This window comes from Streptomyces sp. NPDC058470 (assembly GCF_042721055.1).
GTDB lineage: Bacteria > Actinomycetota > Actinomycetes > Streptomycetales > Streptomycetaceae > Streptomyces.
In genome coordinates, this window is the sequence record NZ_JBHXMF010000007.1 from 25,043 (window position 1) to 40,686 (window position 15,644).

The 15,644-nt window shown below is 67.5% G+C and carries 14 protein-coding genes and 1 tRNA gene; 7 read left to right on the plus strand and 8 right to left on the minus strand.

The window, feature by feature from the left end:
* Positions 1–87: 87 nt before the first annotated feature.
* The 6 genes from ACFWP7_RS07045 (at position 88) to ACFWP7_RS07070 (ending at position 4,816) form a co-directional block, all read left to right on the plus strand.
* Complete coding sequence (locus ACFWP7_RS07045; protein WP_384377259.1) at positions 88–867, plus strand: DUF881 domain-containing protein; 780 nt, start codon at positions 88–90, stop codon at positions 865–867.
* A gap of 80 nt (positions 868–947) precedes the next feature.
* On the plus strand, positions 948–1,691 hold the full coding sequence (locus tag ACFWP7_RS07050) for a class E sortase (RefSeq protein WP_384377262.1): 744 nt from the start codon (positions 948–950) through the stop codon (positions 1,689–1,691).
* A 4-nt stretch (positions 1,692–1,695) separates the two neighbouring features.
* On the plus strand, positions 1,696–1,884 hold the full coding sequence (locus tag ACFWP7_RS07055) for a hypothetical protein (protein WP_384377714.1): 189 nt from the start codon (positions 1,696–1,698) through the stop codon (positions 1,882–1,884).
* A complete protein-coding gene (locus tag ACFWP7_RS07060; protein WP_384377265.1) occupies positions 1,881–2,519 on the plus strand; it encodes an aminodeoxychorismate/anthranilate synthase component II in 639 nt (212 codons plus the stop codon). Before ACFWP7_RS07055 ends, ACFWP7_RS07060 begins: the two co-directional genes overlap by 4 nt.
* The gene (locus tag ACFWP7_RS07065) at positions 2,516–4,000 is read left to right on the plus strand and encodes a class E sortase (protein ID WP_384377268.1); all 1,485 of its coding nucleotides are present in this window, start codon (positions 2,516–2,518) and stop codon (positions 3,998–4,000) included. The genes ACFWP7_RS07060 and ACFWP7_RS07065 overlap by 4 nt, the downstream gene beginning before the upstream one ends.
* 69 nt (positions 4,001–4,069) lie before the next feature.
* Complete coding sequence (locus ACFWP7_RS07070; protein ID WP_384377271.1) at positions 4,070–4,816, plus strand: class E sortase; 747 nt, start codon at positions 4,070–4,072, stop codon at positions 4,814–4,816.
* A 91-nt stretch (positions 4,817–4,907) separates the two neighbouring features.
* Here ACFWP7_RS07070 and ACFWP7_RS07075 read toward each other — a convergent pair whose 3' ends face one another.
* From ACFWP7_RS07075 to ACFWP7_RS07110, 8 genes are all read right to left on the minus strand, one after another.
* Positions 4,908–5,957, minus strand: coding sequence for a restriction endonuclease (locus ACFWP7_RS07075; RefSeq protein WP_384377274.1), 1,050 nt, complete (start codon positions 5,955–5,957; stop codon positions 4,908–4,910).
* Positions 5,958–6,201: 244 nt separating this feature from the next.
* The gene (gene pknB, locus ACFWP7_RS07080; protein WP_384377277.1) at positions 6,202–8,175 is read right to left on the minus strand and encodes a Stk1 family PASTA domain-containing Ser/Thr kinase; all 1,974 of its coding nucleotides are present in this window, start codon (positions 8,173–8,175) and stop codon (positions 6,202–6,204) included.
* A 169-nt stretch (positions 8,176–8,344) separates the two neighbouring features.
* Positions 8,345–9,835 carry a peptidoglycan D,D-transpeptidase FtsI family protein gene (locus ACFWP7_RS07085; RefSeq protein ID WP_384377280.1) on the minus strand — a complete coding sequence of 497 codons (1,491 nt, stop codon included), beginning with the start codon at positions 9,833–9,835 and terminating at the stop codon, positions 8,345–8,347.
* Positions 9,832–11,280: an FtsW/RodA/SpoVE family cell cycle protein gene (locus ACFWP7_RS07090; RefSeq protein WP_384377283.1), complete on the minus strand. Its 1,449-nt coding sequence runs from the start codon at positions 11,278–11,280 to the stop codon at positions 9,832–9,834. The genes ACFWP7_RS07085 and ACFWP7_RS07090 overlap by 4 nt, the downstream gene beginning before the upstream one ends.
* A 26-nt stretch (positions 11,281–11,306) precedes the next feature.
* Positions 11,307–12,860, minus strand: coding sequence for a Stp1/IreP family PP2C-type Ser/Thr phosphatase (locus ACFWP7_RS07095; protein ID WP_384377694.1), 1,554 nt, complete (start codon positions 12,858–12,860; stop codon positions 11,307–11,309).
* Between the two features lie 98 nt (positions 12,861–12,958).
* On the minus strand, positions 12,959–13,477 hold the full coding sequence (locus tag ACFWP7_RS07100; RefSeq protein ID WP_384377286.1) for an FHA domain-containing protein: 519 nt from the start codon (positions 13,475–13,477) through the stop codon (positions 12,959–12,961).
* Positions 13,478–13,487: 10 nt separating this feature from the next.
* Positions 13,488–14,345: an FhaA domain-containing protein gene (locus ACFWP7_RS07105; RefSeq protein ID WP_384377289.1), complete on the minus strand. Its 858-nt coding sequence runs from the start codon at positions 14,343–14,345 to the stop codon at positions 13,488–13,490.
* Positions 14,333–14,563: a hypothetical protein gene (locus tag ACFWP7_RS07110; RefSeq protein ID WP_384377292.1), complete on the minus strand. Its 231-nt coding sequence runs from the start codon at positions 14,561–14,563 to the stop codon at positions 14,333–14,335. The genes ACFWP7_RS07105 and ACFWP7_RS07110 overlap by 13 nt, the downstream gene beginning before the upstream one ends.
* Positions 14,564–15,033: 470 nt before the next feature.
* Between ACFWP7_RS07110 and ACFWP7_RS07115 the strand changes: the two genes are divergently transcribed.
* Positions 15,034–15,119, plus strand: a tRNA-Leu gene (locus ACFWP7_RS07115).
* Positions 15,120–15,644 lie beyond the last annotated feature (525 nt).

A 15,644-nucleotide genomic window follows, 5' to 3' on the forward strand; every position in this document is an offset into this window, starting at 1 on the left:
CGGGGCAGCGTACAAGGGGACACTGAGTGCTCCCCCGGGCGTCCGTTAGCGTAGTGCTTCCGCGGCGCCGAAGGAGATAAGGGTACGTTGAGCAATTCTGCCGACTCCCCCGGTACGGGTTCCAGCCCTGCCGGTAAGCGCCGTTTCAGGCCCGTTCGCGTACTAACGGCGGCCGTTTTTGCCCTCGCGGGCCTCATTTTCTTCACGAGTTTCAACACGGCCAAGGGCACCAACATCCGCACGGACGCCTCTTTGCTGAAGCTGTCCGACCTGATCGAGGAGCGCAGCCACAAGAACGCGTCGCTGGATGAGTCCAACGGAATCCTGCGTGACGACGTCGATGCGCTGGCCGGGCGCGAGGACGGCAGCACGGCCGCCGAGGACGCCAGGCTCGCGGCGCTGGAGAAGAACGCGGGCACCCAGAAGCTCAAGGGCGAGGCCGTCACGGTCACGCTCAACGACGCTCCGCCGAACGCCACGGCCAAGCTGCCCGGCTATCCCGAGCCGCAGCCCGACTACCTGGTCATCCACCAGCAGGACCTCCAGGCGGTCGTGAACGCCATGTGGGAGGGCGGTGCGGAGGGCATCAAGGTGATGGACCAGCGGCTGATCTCCACGAGCGCCGTGCGCTGCGTCGGCAACACCCTCATCCTGCAGGGCCGCGTCTACTCACCCCCGTACAAGATCACCGCAATCGGTGACCCCGGCAAGCTTCACGATGCGCTGTCCGCCTCCCCCGCGATCCAGAACTACATGGTGTACGTCAACGTCTACGGGCTCGGCTGGAAAGTCGAGGAGGACGGGACGGTGACTCTTCCCGGGTACTCGGGCACAGTGGATCTCCACTACGCGAAGCCCGTGGAGTAGTTCGAGGTTGTTCGAGGTGGTTCGGGCCGGCTCGGAGTAGTGCCTGATCAGCTATTGCTGCCGCTGGGGGACCTGTGTCGGTGCGAGTGGTCGTCAGGACGGTCAGTGAACTGTGCATCACTGTCGGTACCTTGATCGTGCTCTTCGTGGTCTACGTGCTGTTCTGGACGGGTGTGAAGGCCGACAGCGCGATGGACCGGCAGATCGACCAGCTCCAGGAACAGTGGTCGAAGGGGAGCGTGCGGTCGCCGGCCGCGTCCCCTCCCCAGAGCCCCGGCTCCGGGCAGAGCCAGAGCCCGAGCCCTGGGCAGATCGAGACCCCCGTGGCGGCTCCGGCGCCGCCCGCCCCGTACACGTATGACAAGCCTTTCGCTGTGATGTACATCCCACGGCTTGGTTTCACGTGGAACAAGCCTCTGCTCGAAGGCACCGGCACCGACGTTCTCAAGAAGGGGCTCGGCCACTACAGGGGGACGGCCCAGCTCGGGCAGCCGGGGAACTTCGCCGTCGCGGGGCACCGCCGTACGTACGGAGACCCGTTCAAGGACTTTCCCGAGCTGCGCAAGGGGGACGCGGTGGTGCTGACCGACGGGACAACCTGGTTCACGTATCGGATCGACAAAGGCCCGTACAAAACAGTGCCCTCCGATATTGAGGTGATCGATCCTGTGCCGCGTAAGTCCGGGTATACGCGTCCGGGCCGCTATCTCACCCTGACCACGTGCGACCCGGAGTGGGGGCACAGTCATCGGCTGATCGTCTGGGCGCACCTTGATTCCACACAGCCTGTGGAGGCTGGGAAACCGACGGCGCTACGCCGTTAGTCTGGTGCCGTACGACGACGGAAGGGACGGCATGTACGGCTGGATCTGGCGGCATCTGCCGGGGAACGCGTGGGTGAGGGCGCTGGTCGCCCTCGTACTGGCCCTCGCGACGGTCTACGTGCTCTTCCAGTACGTCTTCCCGTGGGCCGAACCGCTGCTTCCCTTCAACGATGTGACGGTGGACAACCAGTGAGCGCGCGGATTCTCGTCGTCGACAACTACGACAGCTTCGTCTTCAACCTGGTCCAGTACCTGTATCAGCTGGGTGCCGAGTGCGAGGTGCTGCGCAACGACGAGGTGTCGACGGCGCACGCCCAGGACGGTTTCGACGGGGTGCTCCTGTCGCCGGGCCCGGGCGCTCCCGAGCAGGCCGGTGTCTGCATCGAGATGGTCCGGCACTGTGCCGCGACCGGTGTTCCCGTCTTCGGTGTCTGCCTCGGCATGCAGTCGATGCAGGTGGCGTACGGCGGTGTGGTGGACCGTGCGCCCGAGCTGCTGCACGGCAAGACCTCGCTCGTGGAGCACGAGGGCCAGGGCGTCTTCGCGGGTCTTCCGTCCCCCTTCACGGCGACCCGTTACCACTCGCTCGCGGCCGAGCCGGAGACCGTGCCGGCCGAGCTGGAGGTCACGGCCCGTACCCACGACGGGATCATCATGGGGCTGCGGCACCGTGAACTCGCGGTCGAGGGTGTGCAGTTCCACCCCGAGTCGGTGCTGACCGAGCACGGGCACCGCATGCTCGCCAACTGGCTGGTGGTGTGCGGCGACCAGGGGGCCGTGGCGAGGTCGGCGGGGCTCGCCCCGGTGGTGGGCAGGGTCACGGCGTGACCGCGCTGCGCCCCGAGCGCGAGAGCTCCTCCTATGGCGGCGAGGCCGCGTACGGGGGCGCCGAGGCGTTCGAGGGTGCTGAGGGTTTTGCGGGCGCGGAAGGCTTTGCGGGTCCGGAGGGTTTTGCGGGCGCTGAGGCCTTCGAGGTTGCGGTCGAGCAGCTGGCCGATCCGCTGACGGATCCGCTGCCGGGGCAGGGGGCGGCCACCGGGCAGCAGCAGTCGGCCGCCGGGCTCCGGCCGCCGACAACCGGGCTGCAGGGGATTCCTCCGCAGCCCGCCTCTTCGAACCCGGTCCCTCCGCCGCAGACTCCTGAGCGGCAGGAGTGGTACGACCCGGAGGGGTACGCGCACGACTGGTACGCGGCGCCCGAGCCGACGCGGCCGCGGCAGTCGTCGTACGAGGAACCGGTCACGGCGTCGTTCGAGGAGCCGGTTGCTCCGCCGTACCGGGAGCCGGCTTCCGCGCCGTACGAGCAACCGCGCGCGGCGCCCGCACCGTTGGACGACGAGACGGTGGCCCTGCGGATGTCGGGGGCGACGCCGGGTTCGATTCCGGGGCCGCTGCCGGGGCCGATGCCGGACTTGATACCGGATGCGTCCCGAATAGCCGGAAATACGAGCGCGCCCGTGCCCGCCTCGGGAGGCCGGGCCGCCCGGCGTAAGGCTGCCCGGCGTCACGGGCGGCATGGAGGCCCTCAGGAGCCTCTGGAGTCCCAGGACCCCCAGGAGTCCCTGGCGTCGGCGGAGAAGGGCGCTGAGGCGCCTCTGACGCGGATGGAGGCGCGGCGGGCGGAGCGGGCGCGGAAGCCGGGTGCCGCCGTCATCGCGAGCCGGATGATCGGTGAGGTGTTCATCACCACCGGTGTGCTGATGCTGCTGTTCGTGACCTACCAGCTGTGGTGGTCGAACGTGCGGGCGCACCAGCAGGCGGACAGCGCCGCGAACAACCTTCAGCAGGACTGGGCGACGGGCAAGGGGAACCCGGGGACGTTCGAGCCGGGGCAGGGCTTCGCCATCCTGCACATTCCGAAGCTGGACGTGGTCACGCCGATCGCCGAGGGCACGAGCAAGACGAAGGTGCTCGACCGTGGAATGGTCGGTCACTATGCGGAGGGCAGCCTGAAGACGGCGATGCCGGATGCCGCGACGGGCAACTTCGCGCTGGCGGGGCACCGGAACACGCACGGGGAGCCGTTCCGGTACATCAACAAGCTTGTGCCCGGAGACGAGATCGTCGTCGAGACGCAGGACGACTACTTCGTCTACAAGATGACGTCGATCCTGCCGGTGACGAGTCCGAGCAACACCTCCGTGATCGACCCGGTGCCCAAGGGTTCGGGTTTCACCGAGCCGGGCCGCTACATCACGCTCACCACCTGCACACCGGAATACACCAGCAAGTACCGGATGATCGTGTGGGGCAAGATGGTCGAGGACCGGCCGCGCAGCGAGGGCAAGCCGGAAGCGCTCGTTCAGTAAGAGCGCCCGAGAGCATGCAGTAGCCGCACACGGGACAACCCGCGACCGACCAGACGGGGCAGATGCACAGTGTCAGCGAGGACCGACCGCGACGAGCGCACCGACGTCGAGGAACCGGTGCCGGCGCCGCGAGGCCGCGGCTCGGGCCGGCTGGCGTTGGCGGTCAGTGTCTTCGGTGAACTCCTCATCACCGCGGGTCTGGTGCTCGGTCTGTTCGTCGTCTACTCCCTGTGGTGGACGAACGTCGTCGCGGACCGCGCGGCGGACAAGCAGGGCGACAAGGTCCGCGACAACTGGGCGACGGTGGACACCGGCCCAGGGTCCCTGGACACCAAGAACGGCATCGGTTTCCTGCACGTCCCGGCGATGAGGAACGGCGAGGTCCTCGTCGAGAAGGGCACGTCGTCCGAGATCCTCAACGACGGCGTCGCCGGCTACTACACGGACCCCGTTAAGTCCGCCCTGCCGACGAGCGACAAGAACGGCAACTTCACCCTCGCCGCCCACCGCGACGGCCACGGCGCCAAGTTCCACAACATCGACAAGGTCAAGAAGGGCGACGCGATCGTCTTCGAGACCAAGGACAAGTGGTACGTCTACAAGGTCTACGACATCCTCCCGGAGACCTCGAAGTACAACGTCAAGGTCCTGCAGCCCGTCCCCAAGCAGTCCGGCAAGACGAAGCCGGGGCACTACATCACGCTGACGACCTGCACGCCGGTGTACACGTCGCGGGATCGGTATGTGGTGTGGGGGGAGTTGCAGCGGGTGGATGCGGTGGACAGCGATCGGACTCCGCCGAAGGAGCTGAGTTAGCGTGACGTGTTGTCACGCTTGACATGAGCCGGGCCCGAAGCCGCAACTTTCCTTTGCGGCTTCGGGCTCTTTCGGTTGTGTCCGGTGAGGCCTACTGGAGGACTGGCAGCGGAACTCCCGCGCTCCATTTCTCCAGGTGGGAACGGTCCACGAGGGTGACGCCATAGGTCTCCGCGATGGCACGTGCGTCGGGCGCGAATGATGTCGTGGCGACGAAGAGTGCCACGTTGGCTGCGTGCTGGACGCGTGAGGCGCCGAGGAACTTCTGCAGTTCACCGCTCCATACGGGGCGGTACGGAGCGAAACTCTTGCACTGCGCGACGACCGAACGGCCGTCGGCGGTGCGCGCGGTGACGTCCACTCCCCGGTCGCCCGGTCCGCCGTGCACGATGACGTCCGTGCAGCCGTCGCGGCGCAGCAGGACGGCGACGTGGTGTTCGAACTCGCGCCAGTTCATGGCATCGATGGAGGCCATGATTCCGGTGTACAGGCGTGGGCCGCGGGTGTGTTCGAGATCGGTGATGCGGGTGTCGTGGTCGCACAGCCGCTGCTCGATCCGTTGGACGTCCTCACGCAGGGAGATGAGTTCCTGACGGTGCTCGCCCGATGTCTCGATCAGGGCGTTGAACATCGGGACGACGGTCTTTCCGAGGATGTGGGTGATGCGCTGGTCGATGCGGTCGTCCAGCGGCACGCCCTCGCTCGGAGCCGGTTTCTCCACCGGGAGAGTTCGCGCCAGGTACTCCATGTCGAGGAGGTAGGTGCGGACCTGTCGGGCGACATCGCTGTCACGGAGGAGCATGGCGACGTTGAGGACGGCTCGACGGGACCAGAGAGCCAGGCTGGAGCGGGGCTGTGGATAACTCTCAGGATAGAGAGACAGCGTGTCTCCCTTGAATCGCGCCAGGTCTTCTCCTCGTAGGACCCGTAGGCCGTTCACCGTCAGTTCGTCCCGGTGCCGTTGTGCCATCCGGTTGATGACACGCTCCGCGACTTCGAAGTACGCCGCCACCATCGCCGTCGTCACATGCATGCCGTCCGGCAGCAGCGACAGCGCCTTCACCCTGTTGAGCACGTCCGTGCGTTCCAGCACGCTGTCCCGCAGTGTCTTCGATTCCAGCAGAGCCGCTTCGTTGATCACGTTCCGCACCTTTTGCTCGCGTCATGGCCGTCTGGCCAGGGCAGAGCTCTGTTTCCCCACCCCATCGGTTCAACGAGTCGGGGTATATGAAGATGTGGTCGGATCTCGCACGGAATGTCGAAGAGCTGGGTGGGTAGGACCGGAGTCCTGGCCATCAGTGGGTGAATGACTGAGTCCCGACCGCCCTCTACGGGTGGCCGGGACTCAGTCGTCGTACCGGGCGGTGGCGGTTCTTCGTGCCGGCCTATCCGGTGGAGCCGCCGAAGAAGCCGTTGTTGCCGCCGTTGTTGCCGCCGGTGCCCACGGTGGTGAGTGTGATCGTCGTGTCACCGGGATCGTCGACCTGGGTGTTGACCGGGTCCTGATTGGTGACGATCGCGTTGTCGCCCTGGTCGCTGCCGTCGGCGAACTCGATGTCGTTGAAGCCGGCCTGCTGAAGCGTCTGCTTCGCCACCGCCACGGTCTGGCCGACTACGCTCGGCACGGCGGTCTGAGCCTTCGCCTTGCCGATCTCGATCTGCACGTTGGACCCGGGGTCGGCCTGCGACCCGGCCTGCGGGGTGGTCCGGATGACCTTGCCGACCTGGTTGGGGTCGTCGGTCTCCACCTCGGTGCAGTTGCCGACCAGGTTGCTGTCCGACATCTGTGCCTTGGCTTCGTCGCAGGACTTGTTCAGGACGTCCGGGACGGTGGACTGCTTCTTCGCGATGGCGACGGTGAGGGTGATGGTGGATCCCTTCTCCACCTCCGCGCCGAGCTTCGGGTCCTGGTCCAGGACGGTGTCCGGATCCTCTGAGGACTCCTGGGTCTTCGTCTTGACCTCGAACTGGTAGTCGTCGCCCTCGAGTTCCGACTTGGCGTCGTCCAGGCTGTCGCCGAGGACGCTCGGAACCGTCACCTTCGGCGCCCCCGTGGAAACCACCAGATTGACGGTGTCGCCCTTGTTGACGTCCACGCCCGCCTTCGGGTCCTGCGAGCAGATGTTGCCCTTCGGCTGGTCCTCGCAGGTCTTCTCGGTGGTCGCTGCCACCAGGTCGCTGTTGGTCGCCATCTTCTTGGCGTCGTCCAACGTCTGGCCGACGAAGTTGGGTGCGGCGAACGCCGAGTTCGTGGCACTGTCGCCGCTGAACACCCACTTCCCGATCAGGATCGCACCGACCAGCACGAGAACCCCCGCCACGACCAACAGAATCGTCGAGGTGTTCGACTTCTTCTGGCGGCGGCGGTCGGGCCGGTCGTCGTAGCCGTAGCTGCCGTCGTCCGGGTTCATCGGGGGGAGCATGGAGGTGGCGTCCGCGGAGTGCAGGGCGGTGGTGGCCTGGTCGGCGCCGTAGCCGCCGTATCCGACGGAGCCCATGGCCGCGGTGGCCGCGACGGGCTGGCCGTCGAGGCAGGCCTCGATGTCGGCGCGCATCTCGTCGGCGGACTGGTAGCGGTAGTCGGGGTCCTTGACGAGGGCCTTGAGTACGATCGCGTCCATCTCGGGCGTGATCTCGGGGTCGAAGACGCTCGGGGGCTGCGGCTCCTCGCGTACGTGCTGGTAGGCGACCGCGACCGGGGAGTCGCCGATGAACGGCGGGCGGACGGTCAGCAACTCGTACAGCAGGCAGCCCGTCGAGTACAGGTCGGAGCGTGCGTCGACCTGTTCGCCCTTCGCCTGCTCAGGCGAGAGGTACTGCGCCGTACCTATGACGGCGGACGTCTGCGTCATCGTCATGCCGGAGTCGCCCATGGCGCGGGCGATGCCGAAGTCCATGACCTTGACCTGGCCGTTGCGCGTGAGCATGACGTTGGCGGGCTTGATGTCGCGGTGGACGATGCCGGCGCGGTGGGAGTACTCCAGGGCCTGGAGGATCCCGATGGTCATCTCCAGGGTGCGCTCGGGCAGCAGTCTGCGGCCCGAGTGCAGCAGCTCGCGCAGCGTGGATCCGTCGACGTACTCCATCACGATGTACGGGATGGACGTGCCGTCGATGTAGTCCTCACCCGTGTCGTACACGGCGACGATCGCGGGATGGTTGAGCGAGGCGGCCGACTGGGCCTCCCGGCGGAACCGAGCCTGGAACGATGGGTCGCGTGCGAGGTCGGCCCGCAGCGTCTTCACCGCCACCGTGCGCCCGAGCCGGGTGTCATGCGCGAGGTAGACCTCCGCCATGCCACCACGGCCGAGCACGTGGCTCAGCTCGTACCGGCCGCCGAGGCGACGCGGCTCTTCCATAGCTACCTACCAGCCCTCTCCTCGGTCCCGACCGCACCTTTGTGTGGTCCGGCGGTGTGCCGTCCGGGCATACCGTACCCGGCTCGGCTTCTGTGACCTGGCCACAATCGTCACTCGATACAGGACCGGTATCCCAACGTGCACGGATGTGCAGGAGACGTGACGGGGGTCACTTGGTGCTGTCGATGACTGCTTGCATCACACTTTTCGCGATGGGGGCCGCGAGGCCACCACCAGAGATGTCGTCACGGTTGGCGCTTTCGTCCTCGACCACCACGGCGATGGCGACCGGTGAGCTGCCGTCGCTGAGCTTGGCGTACGAGATGAACCAGGCGTACGGGTTCTCGCTGTTGTCGACGCCGTGCTGGGCGGTACCGGTCTTGCCGCCCACCGTGACGCCGCCCTCGTTGATCTGGGCGTTCTTGCCCGTGCCGTCCTTGACGACCGTCTCCATCATCGACTGCAGGATCGCGGCGTTCTCGGGGGACAGCGGCTCGCTCATCTTCTCGGGCTCGGTCTGCTCGATGACGTCCAGGCTCGGAGCCTGCAGCTTGTCGACCATGTACGGCTTCATGAGCGTGCCGTTGTTGGCGACGGCCGAGGCGACCATGGCCATCTGCAGCGGGGTCGTGGCGGTCTCGAACTGACCGATCGAGCTGAGCGCGGTCTGCGGCTTGTCCATCTCCTTGGGGAAGACGGAGGCGCTGGAGCGGACCGGCGTGAACTGCTCGGAGTTGAAGCCGAACTTCTCGGCCTCCGTGAGCATCTTGTCCTTGCCGAGGTCGGCGCCGATCTTGCCGAAGACGGTGTTGCAGGAATACTGCAGGGCGACCCGCAGAGTCGCGTCCTTGCAGGGGATGTTCCCCTCGTTCTTCAGCTCGGTCGTGGTGTCCGGCAGGGTGTACGGCAGCGGCGAGTCGGTCTTCTCGTCCGCGGACGTGTACAGGCCGTCCTCCAGGGCCGCGGCCGCGGTGACCACCTTGAAGGTGGAGCCCGGCGGGTAGGTCTCGCGCAGCGCCCGGTTGAGCATCGGGTCGTCGGGGTCGTTCTTCTTCTGGAGCGCCGTCCAGGCCTTGCCGTCGACGCTCGTCGAGTTCCCGGCGAACGTCGAGGGGTCGTACGAGGGGGTGGAGGCGAGGGCGAGGATCGCGCCGGTCTCCGGGTCGATCGCGGCGACGGCGCCCTTGCCCTGCTTGAGCAGTCCGTCGTACGCGGCCTTCTGCGCGGCGGCGTTGAGGGTGGTGACGACGTTGCCGCCCTGCTGGGGCTTGCCCGTGATCATGTCGAGGGTGTTGCGGAAGAAGAGCCGGTCGTCGTTGCCGGTGAGGATGCCGTCGTCGATGGATTCGAGCTGGGTGGCGCCGAAGGCCTGCGAGGCGTACCCGGTGACCGGCGCCCACATCGCGCCGTCCTTGTAGGTGCGCTTGTACTCGAAGTCGTTGTAGCTGTCGCCCGACGTCTTCTTGGACCCGGTGATCGGGTCTCCGTCGACGATGATGTTGCCGCGGGGTGTGGCGTAGCGGGCGATGGCGACGCGGCGGTTCTTGGGGTCGTCCTTGAGGCTGTCGGCCTGGACGTACTGGAGCCAGTTGTCGCGGATGAGCAGGGCGAGGACGAGGAGCCCGCAGAAGATCGCGATCCGGCGCAGGGGCTTGTTCACGGGCGGACCACCTGGGTCATTTCGGCGTCGGGGTTCGGGGCTGGGGCTGGGGCCGGGCGGCGTGCGGTGTCGCTGATGCGGATCAGGATGGCGATCAGGACCCAGTTGGCGATGACGGAGGAACCGCCGGAGGCGAGGAACGGCATGGTCATACCGGTGAGCGGGATCAGGCCCATGACGCCGCCGGCGACCACGAAGACCTGGAGTCCGAAGGCGCCGGACAGACCGACGGCGAGGAGCTTGCCGAACGGGTCGCGGGCGGCGAGGGCGGTGCGGATGCCGCGCTCCACGACCAGGCCGTAGATCAGCAGGATCGCCATGAGGCCGGCCAGGCCCAGTTCCTCGCCGAAGGTGGCGAGGATGAAGTCGGAGTTGGCGGCGAACCGGATGAGGTCGGAGTGGCCCTGGCCGAGGCCGGTGCCGAGGGTGCCGCCGGAGCCGAAGGCCCACAGCGCCTGCATGGCCTGCTCGGAGTGGACGACGCCGTCCTGGGTCCCGGCCTGGCTGAGCGTGTACTCGTGCATCGGGTCGAGCCAGGCCTGGACGCGGGTCTGGACGTGCGGTTCGAAGCTCGCCACGCTGACGGCGCCGGCCGCGGACATCAGGAGACCGAAGACGATCCAGCTGGTCCGCTCGGTGGCGACGTACAGCATGATGATGAACATTCCGAAGAACAGCAGCGAGGTACCGAGGTCGGTCTCGAACACCAGGATGAGGATCGAGATCATCCAGACGACGATGATCGGGCCGAGGTCGCGGCCGCGCGGCAGGTACAGGCCCATGAAGCGGCGGCTGGCCAGGGCCAGTGCGTCCCGCTTCACCATCAGGTAGCCGGCGAAGAAGACGGCCAGCACGATCTTCGCGAACTCACCGGGCTGGATGGAGAATCCGGCGACCGAGATCCAGATCTTGGCGCCGTAGGTGATTTCGGCGCCGAGGCCCGGTACCAGCGGCAGCAGCAGGAGGACCAGGGCCAGCGCCATGGAGATGTATGTGTAGCGCTGCAGGACTCGGTGGTCCTTGAGGAAGATCAGTACGACGACGAACAGGCCGATGCCGAGCGCGGTGTACAGCAGCTGGCGCGGCGCGGCGTTGCCGGCCTGACCGATCTCCTGGAGGAGCTTTGACTGGTCGAGCCGCCAGATGACGACCAGACCCAGGCCGTTCAGCAGCGTCGCCAGCGGCAGCAGCAGCGGGTCGGCGTACGGCGCGAACTTGCGTACGACGAGGTGGCCGACGCCCGCGAGGAGGCCGAGACCGAGGCCGTAGCTCAACAGGCCCGGCGGCACCGAGTCGTTGATGGCGAGGCCCACGTTGGCGTACGCGAAGACCGGGATCACCACCGCGAACACCAGCAGGGCCAGTTCGGTGTTGCGTCGGCTCGGTGTGCCGATCGACCCGATCGTGGACGTGTGGTGCGTCGGTGTGTTCGTACTACTGCTCATGGTGTGACAGGGCCCCTCACGGCTGCTTACTGCTTACCGCACAGCGAGACCAGCTTCTGCTCCTCGTCGGAGAGGCTGGGGCCGGGTGTGGGAGTGGGTGCGGTTGTGGACGTGGACGCCGAGGGGGTCGGCGTCGGCGTGGCTTTGGACGTCAGGGAGGTTGTTGTGGTTCCCGTGGTTCCGCCTGCCTCGCCCTCACCGGTCTTGGCGTTGCTGTCGGCTTCGGCGGCGCGGCGCTCGGAGTCCTTCTTGCAGGCGGAGGCCTGCACGGCGAGCTCGTCGATCTTCGACTTGGCGTCGCTGAGGCCGCCTTCGGCGATGGTCGCCTCGACCTGCTGCTGTTGGTAGGGCGGCAGGTACTTGAGTTCGATCTCGGGGTGGTCCTTCTCGACCTTCGAGAGGGAGACCCAGGCCAGGTCCTGGCTGATGCCCTGGTAGAGCGCGACGTGTTCGCCCTTGGCGCCGACGTAGTACTGCGTCTGTGTCCAGCGGTAGCCGCCGTAGAGGCCGCCGCCGATGATGCCGAGCGCGAGCACGATGTAGAAGGATCTCTTCAGCCACCTGCGTCCGGTGCGCGGCTTGACGAAGTCCTCGTCGGAGTAGCCGCCGAAGCCGCTGGTGTCCACGTAGCCCGTGGTGTCGCCGCTGCCGGGCGGGCCGAACTCGCCGCCGCCCTGTCCGGGCACGGGGCGGCCGAGGCTGGAGGCCCGGCCGGCCGGTGTCTGCATGGCGCCGTTGTCGTGCAGTTGGTGCTGATGCTGGTTCTCGGCGACCGCGCCGACGACGACCGGGGTGTCGGAGAGCTGGGCCGCGAGGGTGTCGCCGCCGTCGATGTCGAGGACGTCGGCGATGATGACCGTGATGTTGTCCGGGCCGCCGCCGCGCAGCGCGAGCTCGATGAGCTGCTGCACGGTTTCCTGGGGGCCCTGGTAGCTGGCGAGGGTGTCTTCCATCGTCTGGTGGGAGACGACGCCGGACAGTCCGTCGGAGCAGATCAAGTAGCGGTCGCCGGCGCGGACTTCACGGATGGAGAGGTCGGGCTCGACGTGGTCGCCGCTGCCCAGCGCGCGCATGAGGAGTGACCTCTGCGGGTGGGTGGTGGCCTCTTCCTCGGTGATGCGCCCCTCATCGACGAGGCGCTGCACCCAGGTGTGGTCCTGGGTGATCTGCGTCAGTACGCCGTCCCGCAGCAGGTACGCGCGGGAGTCGCCGACGTGCACGAGACCGAGCCGCTGACCGGTCCACAGGAGGGCCGTGAGGGTGGTCCCCATGCCTTCCAGCTGGGGATCCTCCTCGACCATCATCCGCAGCTGGTCGTTGGCCCGCTGCACGGCGGTGCCGAGCGAGGTGAGGATGTCGGATCCAGGCACGTCGTCGTCCAGCGCGACGATCGTGGAGATCACCTCGGAGCTGGCGACCTCACCGGCGGCCTGGCCGCCCATCCCGTCGGCGATCGCGAGGAGGCGGGGACCGGCGTAACCGGAGTCCTCGTTCCCCTCGCGGATCATGCCTTTGTGCGATCCGGCGGCGAAGCGCAGTGACAGACTCATGCGCACCTCGCCCGTCGGCTCCGGGTACATCCGCACGGTGCCCACCCTCCGGTCGGGAGCGCGCGGGCGTCCTTCGTCTGGACCGCCGCCGCGTGCTCGCTCCGCTCGCGCCTATTCATGATGTAGCACTACTTCCGCAGCTCGATGACGGTCTTGCCGATGCGGATCGGCGCGCCCAGCGGAACCGGTGTGGGGGTCGTCAGCCGGTTCCGGTCGAGATACGTGCCGTTGGTGGATCCGAGGTCCTCGACGATCCACTGACCGTCGCGGTCCGGGTAGATCCTGGCATGCCTGCTGGACGCGTAGTCGTCGTCCAGCACGATGGTGCTGTCGTGCGCGCGGCCCAGGGTGATGGTCTGCCCCTGCAGTGCGACCGTCGTGCCCGTGAGGGTGCCCTCCGAGACGACGAGTTTGGTCGGGGCGCCGCGCCGCTGGCGGCCGCCGCTTGGTGCGGCCTGCTGGCGTTGCGGCGGTGGCGCGGCCTGGCGCGCGGCCGGCTGCTGCCTGTTGGCGTCCCGTCGCGACCCGCGCTGTGTGACACGCGTTCCGAACAGGTCGCTGCGGATGACCTGCACGGCCACGATCACGAACAGCCACAGTACGGCCAGGAAACCCAGCCGCATGACCGTGAGGGTCAGCTCTGACATTGCCCCCGCTTCACCCTTCGGCTTGCCGGTAAATGATGGTGGTGCTGCCCACGACAATCCGCGAGCCGTCGCGGAGCGTAGCGCGGGTGGTGTGCTGCCCGTCCACCACGATGCCGTTGGTGGACCCAAGATCCTGGACGGTCGAGGGCGTTCCGGTCCGGATCTCACAGTGCCTGCGCGATACGCCGGGGTCGTCGATCCGCACGTCGGCTTCGGTGCTGCGACCCAGCACCAGCGTCGGGCGGGAGATCTGATGGCGGGTGCCGTTGACCTCGATCCAGTGCCGCGTCCGGCCGCCGGGCTGCGCGCCCGGTGCCGCGGTGGGCCGCTGGCCCATGGGCGCGGGCGCCGCGTGTCCGCCGGGCGGTGGTGCGGCCGGCATGGGCGGTGCGCCCGCCGGCTGGGCGGCGGGCGGGTAGCCGTAGCCACCGGCCCTGCCCGGGGCCGGAGCCGCCGGGCCCGCGGGAGCGCGCTCGGGGGCCTGCTGGTTGGTCGAGGAGGCGAGCGTACGGCTACGCACCCGGTACAGACCGGTGTCGAGGTCGTCGGCCTTCTCCAGATGGACCTTGATGGGGCCCATGAACGCGTAGCGCTGCTGCTTGGCGTAGTCGCGCACCATGCCGGCGAGCTCGTCGCCGAGCTGCCCCGAGTAGGGGCTGAGGCGATCGAAGTCCGGCGTGCTGAGCTCGACGATGAAGTCGTTGGGTACGACGGTCCGGTCGCGGTTCCAGATCGTGGCGTTGTTGTCGCACTCGCGCTGGAGTGCTCCGGCGATCTCCACGGGCTGGACCTCGGACTTGAACACCTTGGCGAAGGTGCCGTTGACCAGGCCTTCGAGACGCTGCTCGAACTTCTTCAGGACTCCCATGGGGCACCTCCTCCTTCGTAGCCGTCCTGGTGCAGATTGTTGCCGTAGTTGTGGTGCTGGTGTTGCGGGCCTCGCTGGTCTTGCCGATGCAGCGGGTGCTGCGGGTCGTGCTGGTACTTCGGGTCGTGCTCGTGTCGCTGGTCCAGCTCGTCGTGCTTGGCGTGCTCGTGGTGCTTGGCGTGCGGGTCCTGCTCGTACTGCTTACTGATCGTATCCACGCGCCGGGAATTCGGGTGGTTCCCCCTGTCGGCCCGGTCGACGGATGTCGACGGATGTCGACGGCTTCCGGAGTCCCTTCCCGAAGTTCCCTGTGAAGCGCCTTTTCGAACTCCCGCAGGCGCTACTCCTGCCATGGATCGTAGAGGCGGCCCGCGACCAGTGTCCCGCACCTGACTGTGCGGGCTGTCCTGCTCCTGGGTAGATGCTCAGGACCGGTACGAGGTTGATACGTGAACCGGTTCGGCTTGATACCTGCGGCCGACGCCGACCCGGGCGCGGGCGAGGTGGCCTGGGCGGGAGCCCCGTTCCGGAGGGGTGTGGGTGTGCTCTCGCGGGGGTGTGGACGCGGTCTGCGCGGGGGCGCGGGCCCACCGAAAACGGATGTGATTCCACCCTGAGCAGCGTGCTAATCTTCTCGATGTCGGCAGGCGCTCACACCACTTGGTGGGAGACGGACGACACACCAAATGCGCGAGTGGCGGAATGGCAGACGCGCTGGATTCAGGTTCCAGTGCCCGCAAGGGCGTGGGGGTTCAACTCCCCCCTCGCGCACCACACGAAGAACCGACGGAACGGGTCTTCACCAGAGACGAAAGTCCTGGTGGGGGCCCATTTCTCGTTGTGCGACAGGTGGGCGTGCCCATGCCCGGACGGTGACGTGACCGGGCTCCGGCGGTGAGGTATCTCACGGTCGGAGCCCAGTTCTTGAGGGACCACCTGCAAGATCGATCCGATAGGGAGTAACTCTCCCCGGACGTTGTCTCGCTAGGGAAAGGCGTGCGCGCATCTCTACGGCTGTGGGGTGCGGCTGGTGAGTCCGCGCGACCGCATGACGAAGCGAGCCGTTCATGATCGAGCAGCAGCAGCAGCAGCAGCAGCAGCACCGGAACGGGCGGGAGTCGGGGGAGGCGCGACGGCGGTCGTCGGCTGGGTTCGCTGCGTTTGTGGCGGGTTCTGTACTGACGCTGAGGCTGACGCTGGTGCGGTGTCGTGCCTGCCGCGCCTTGCGGTGTCGGCCGTTCGTCGCGGTGTCCGGGCTTCCTGGGGTTCCCGGAGTTCCTACGGGATAGCGGCCCCGTG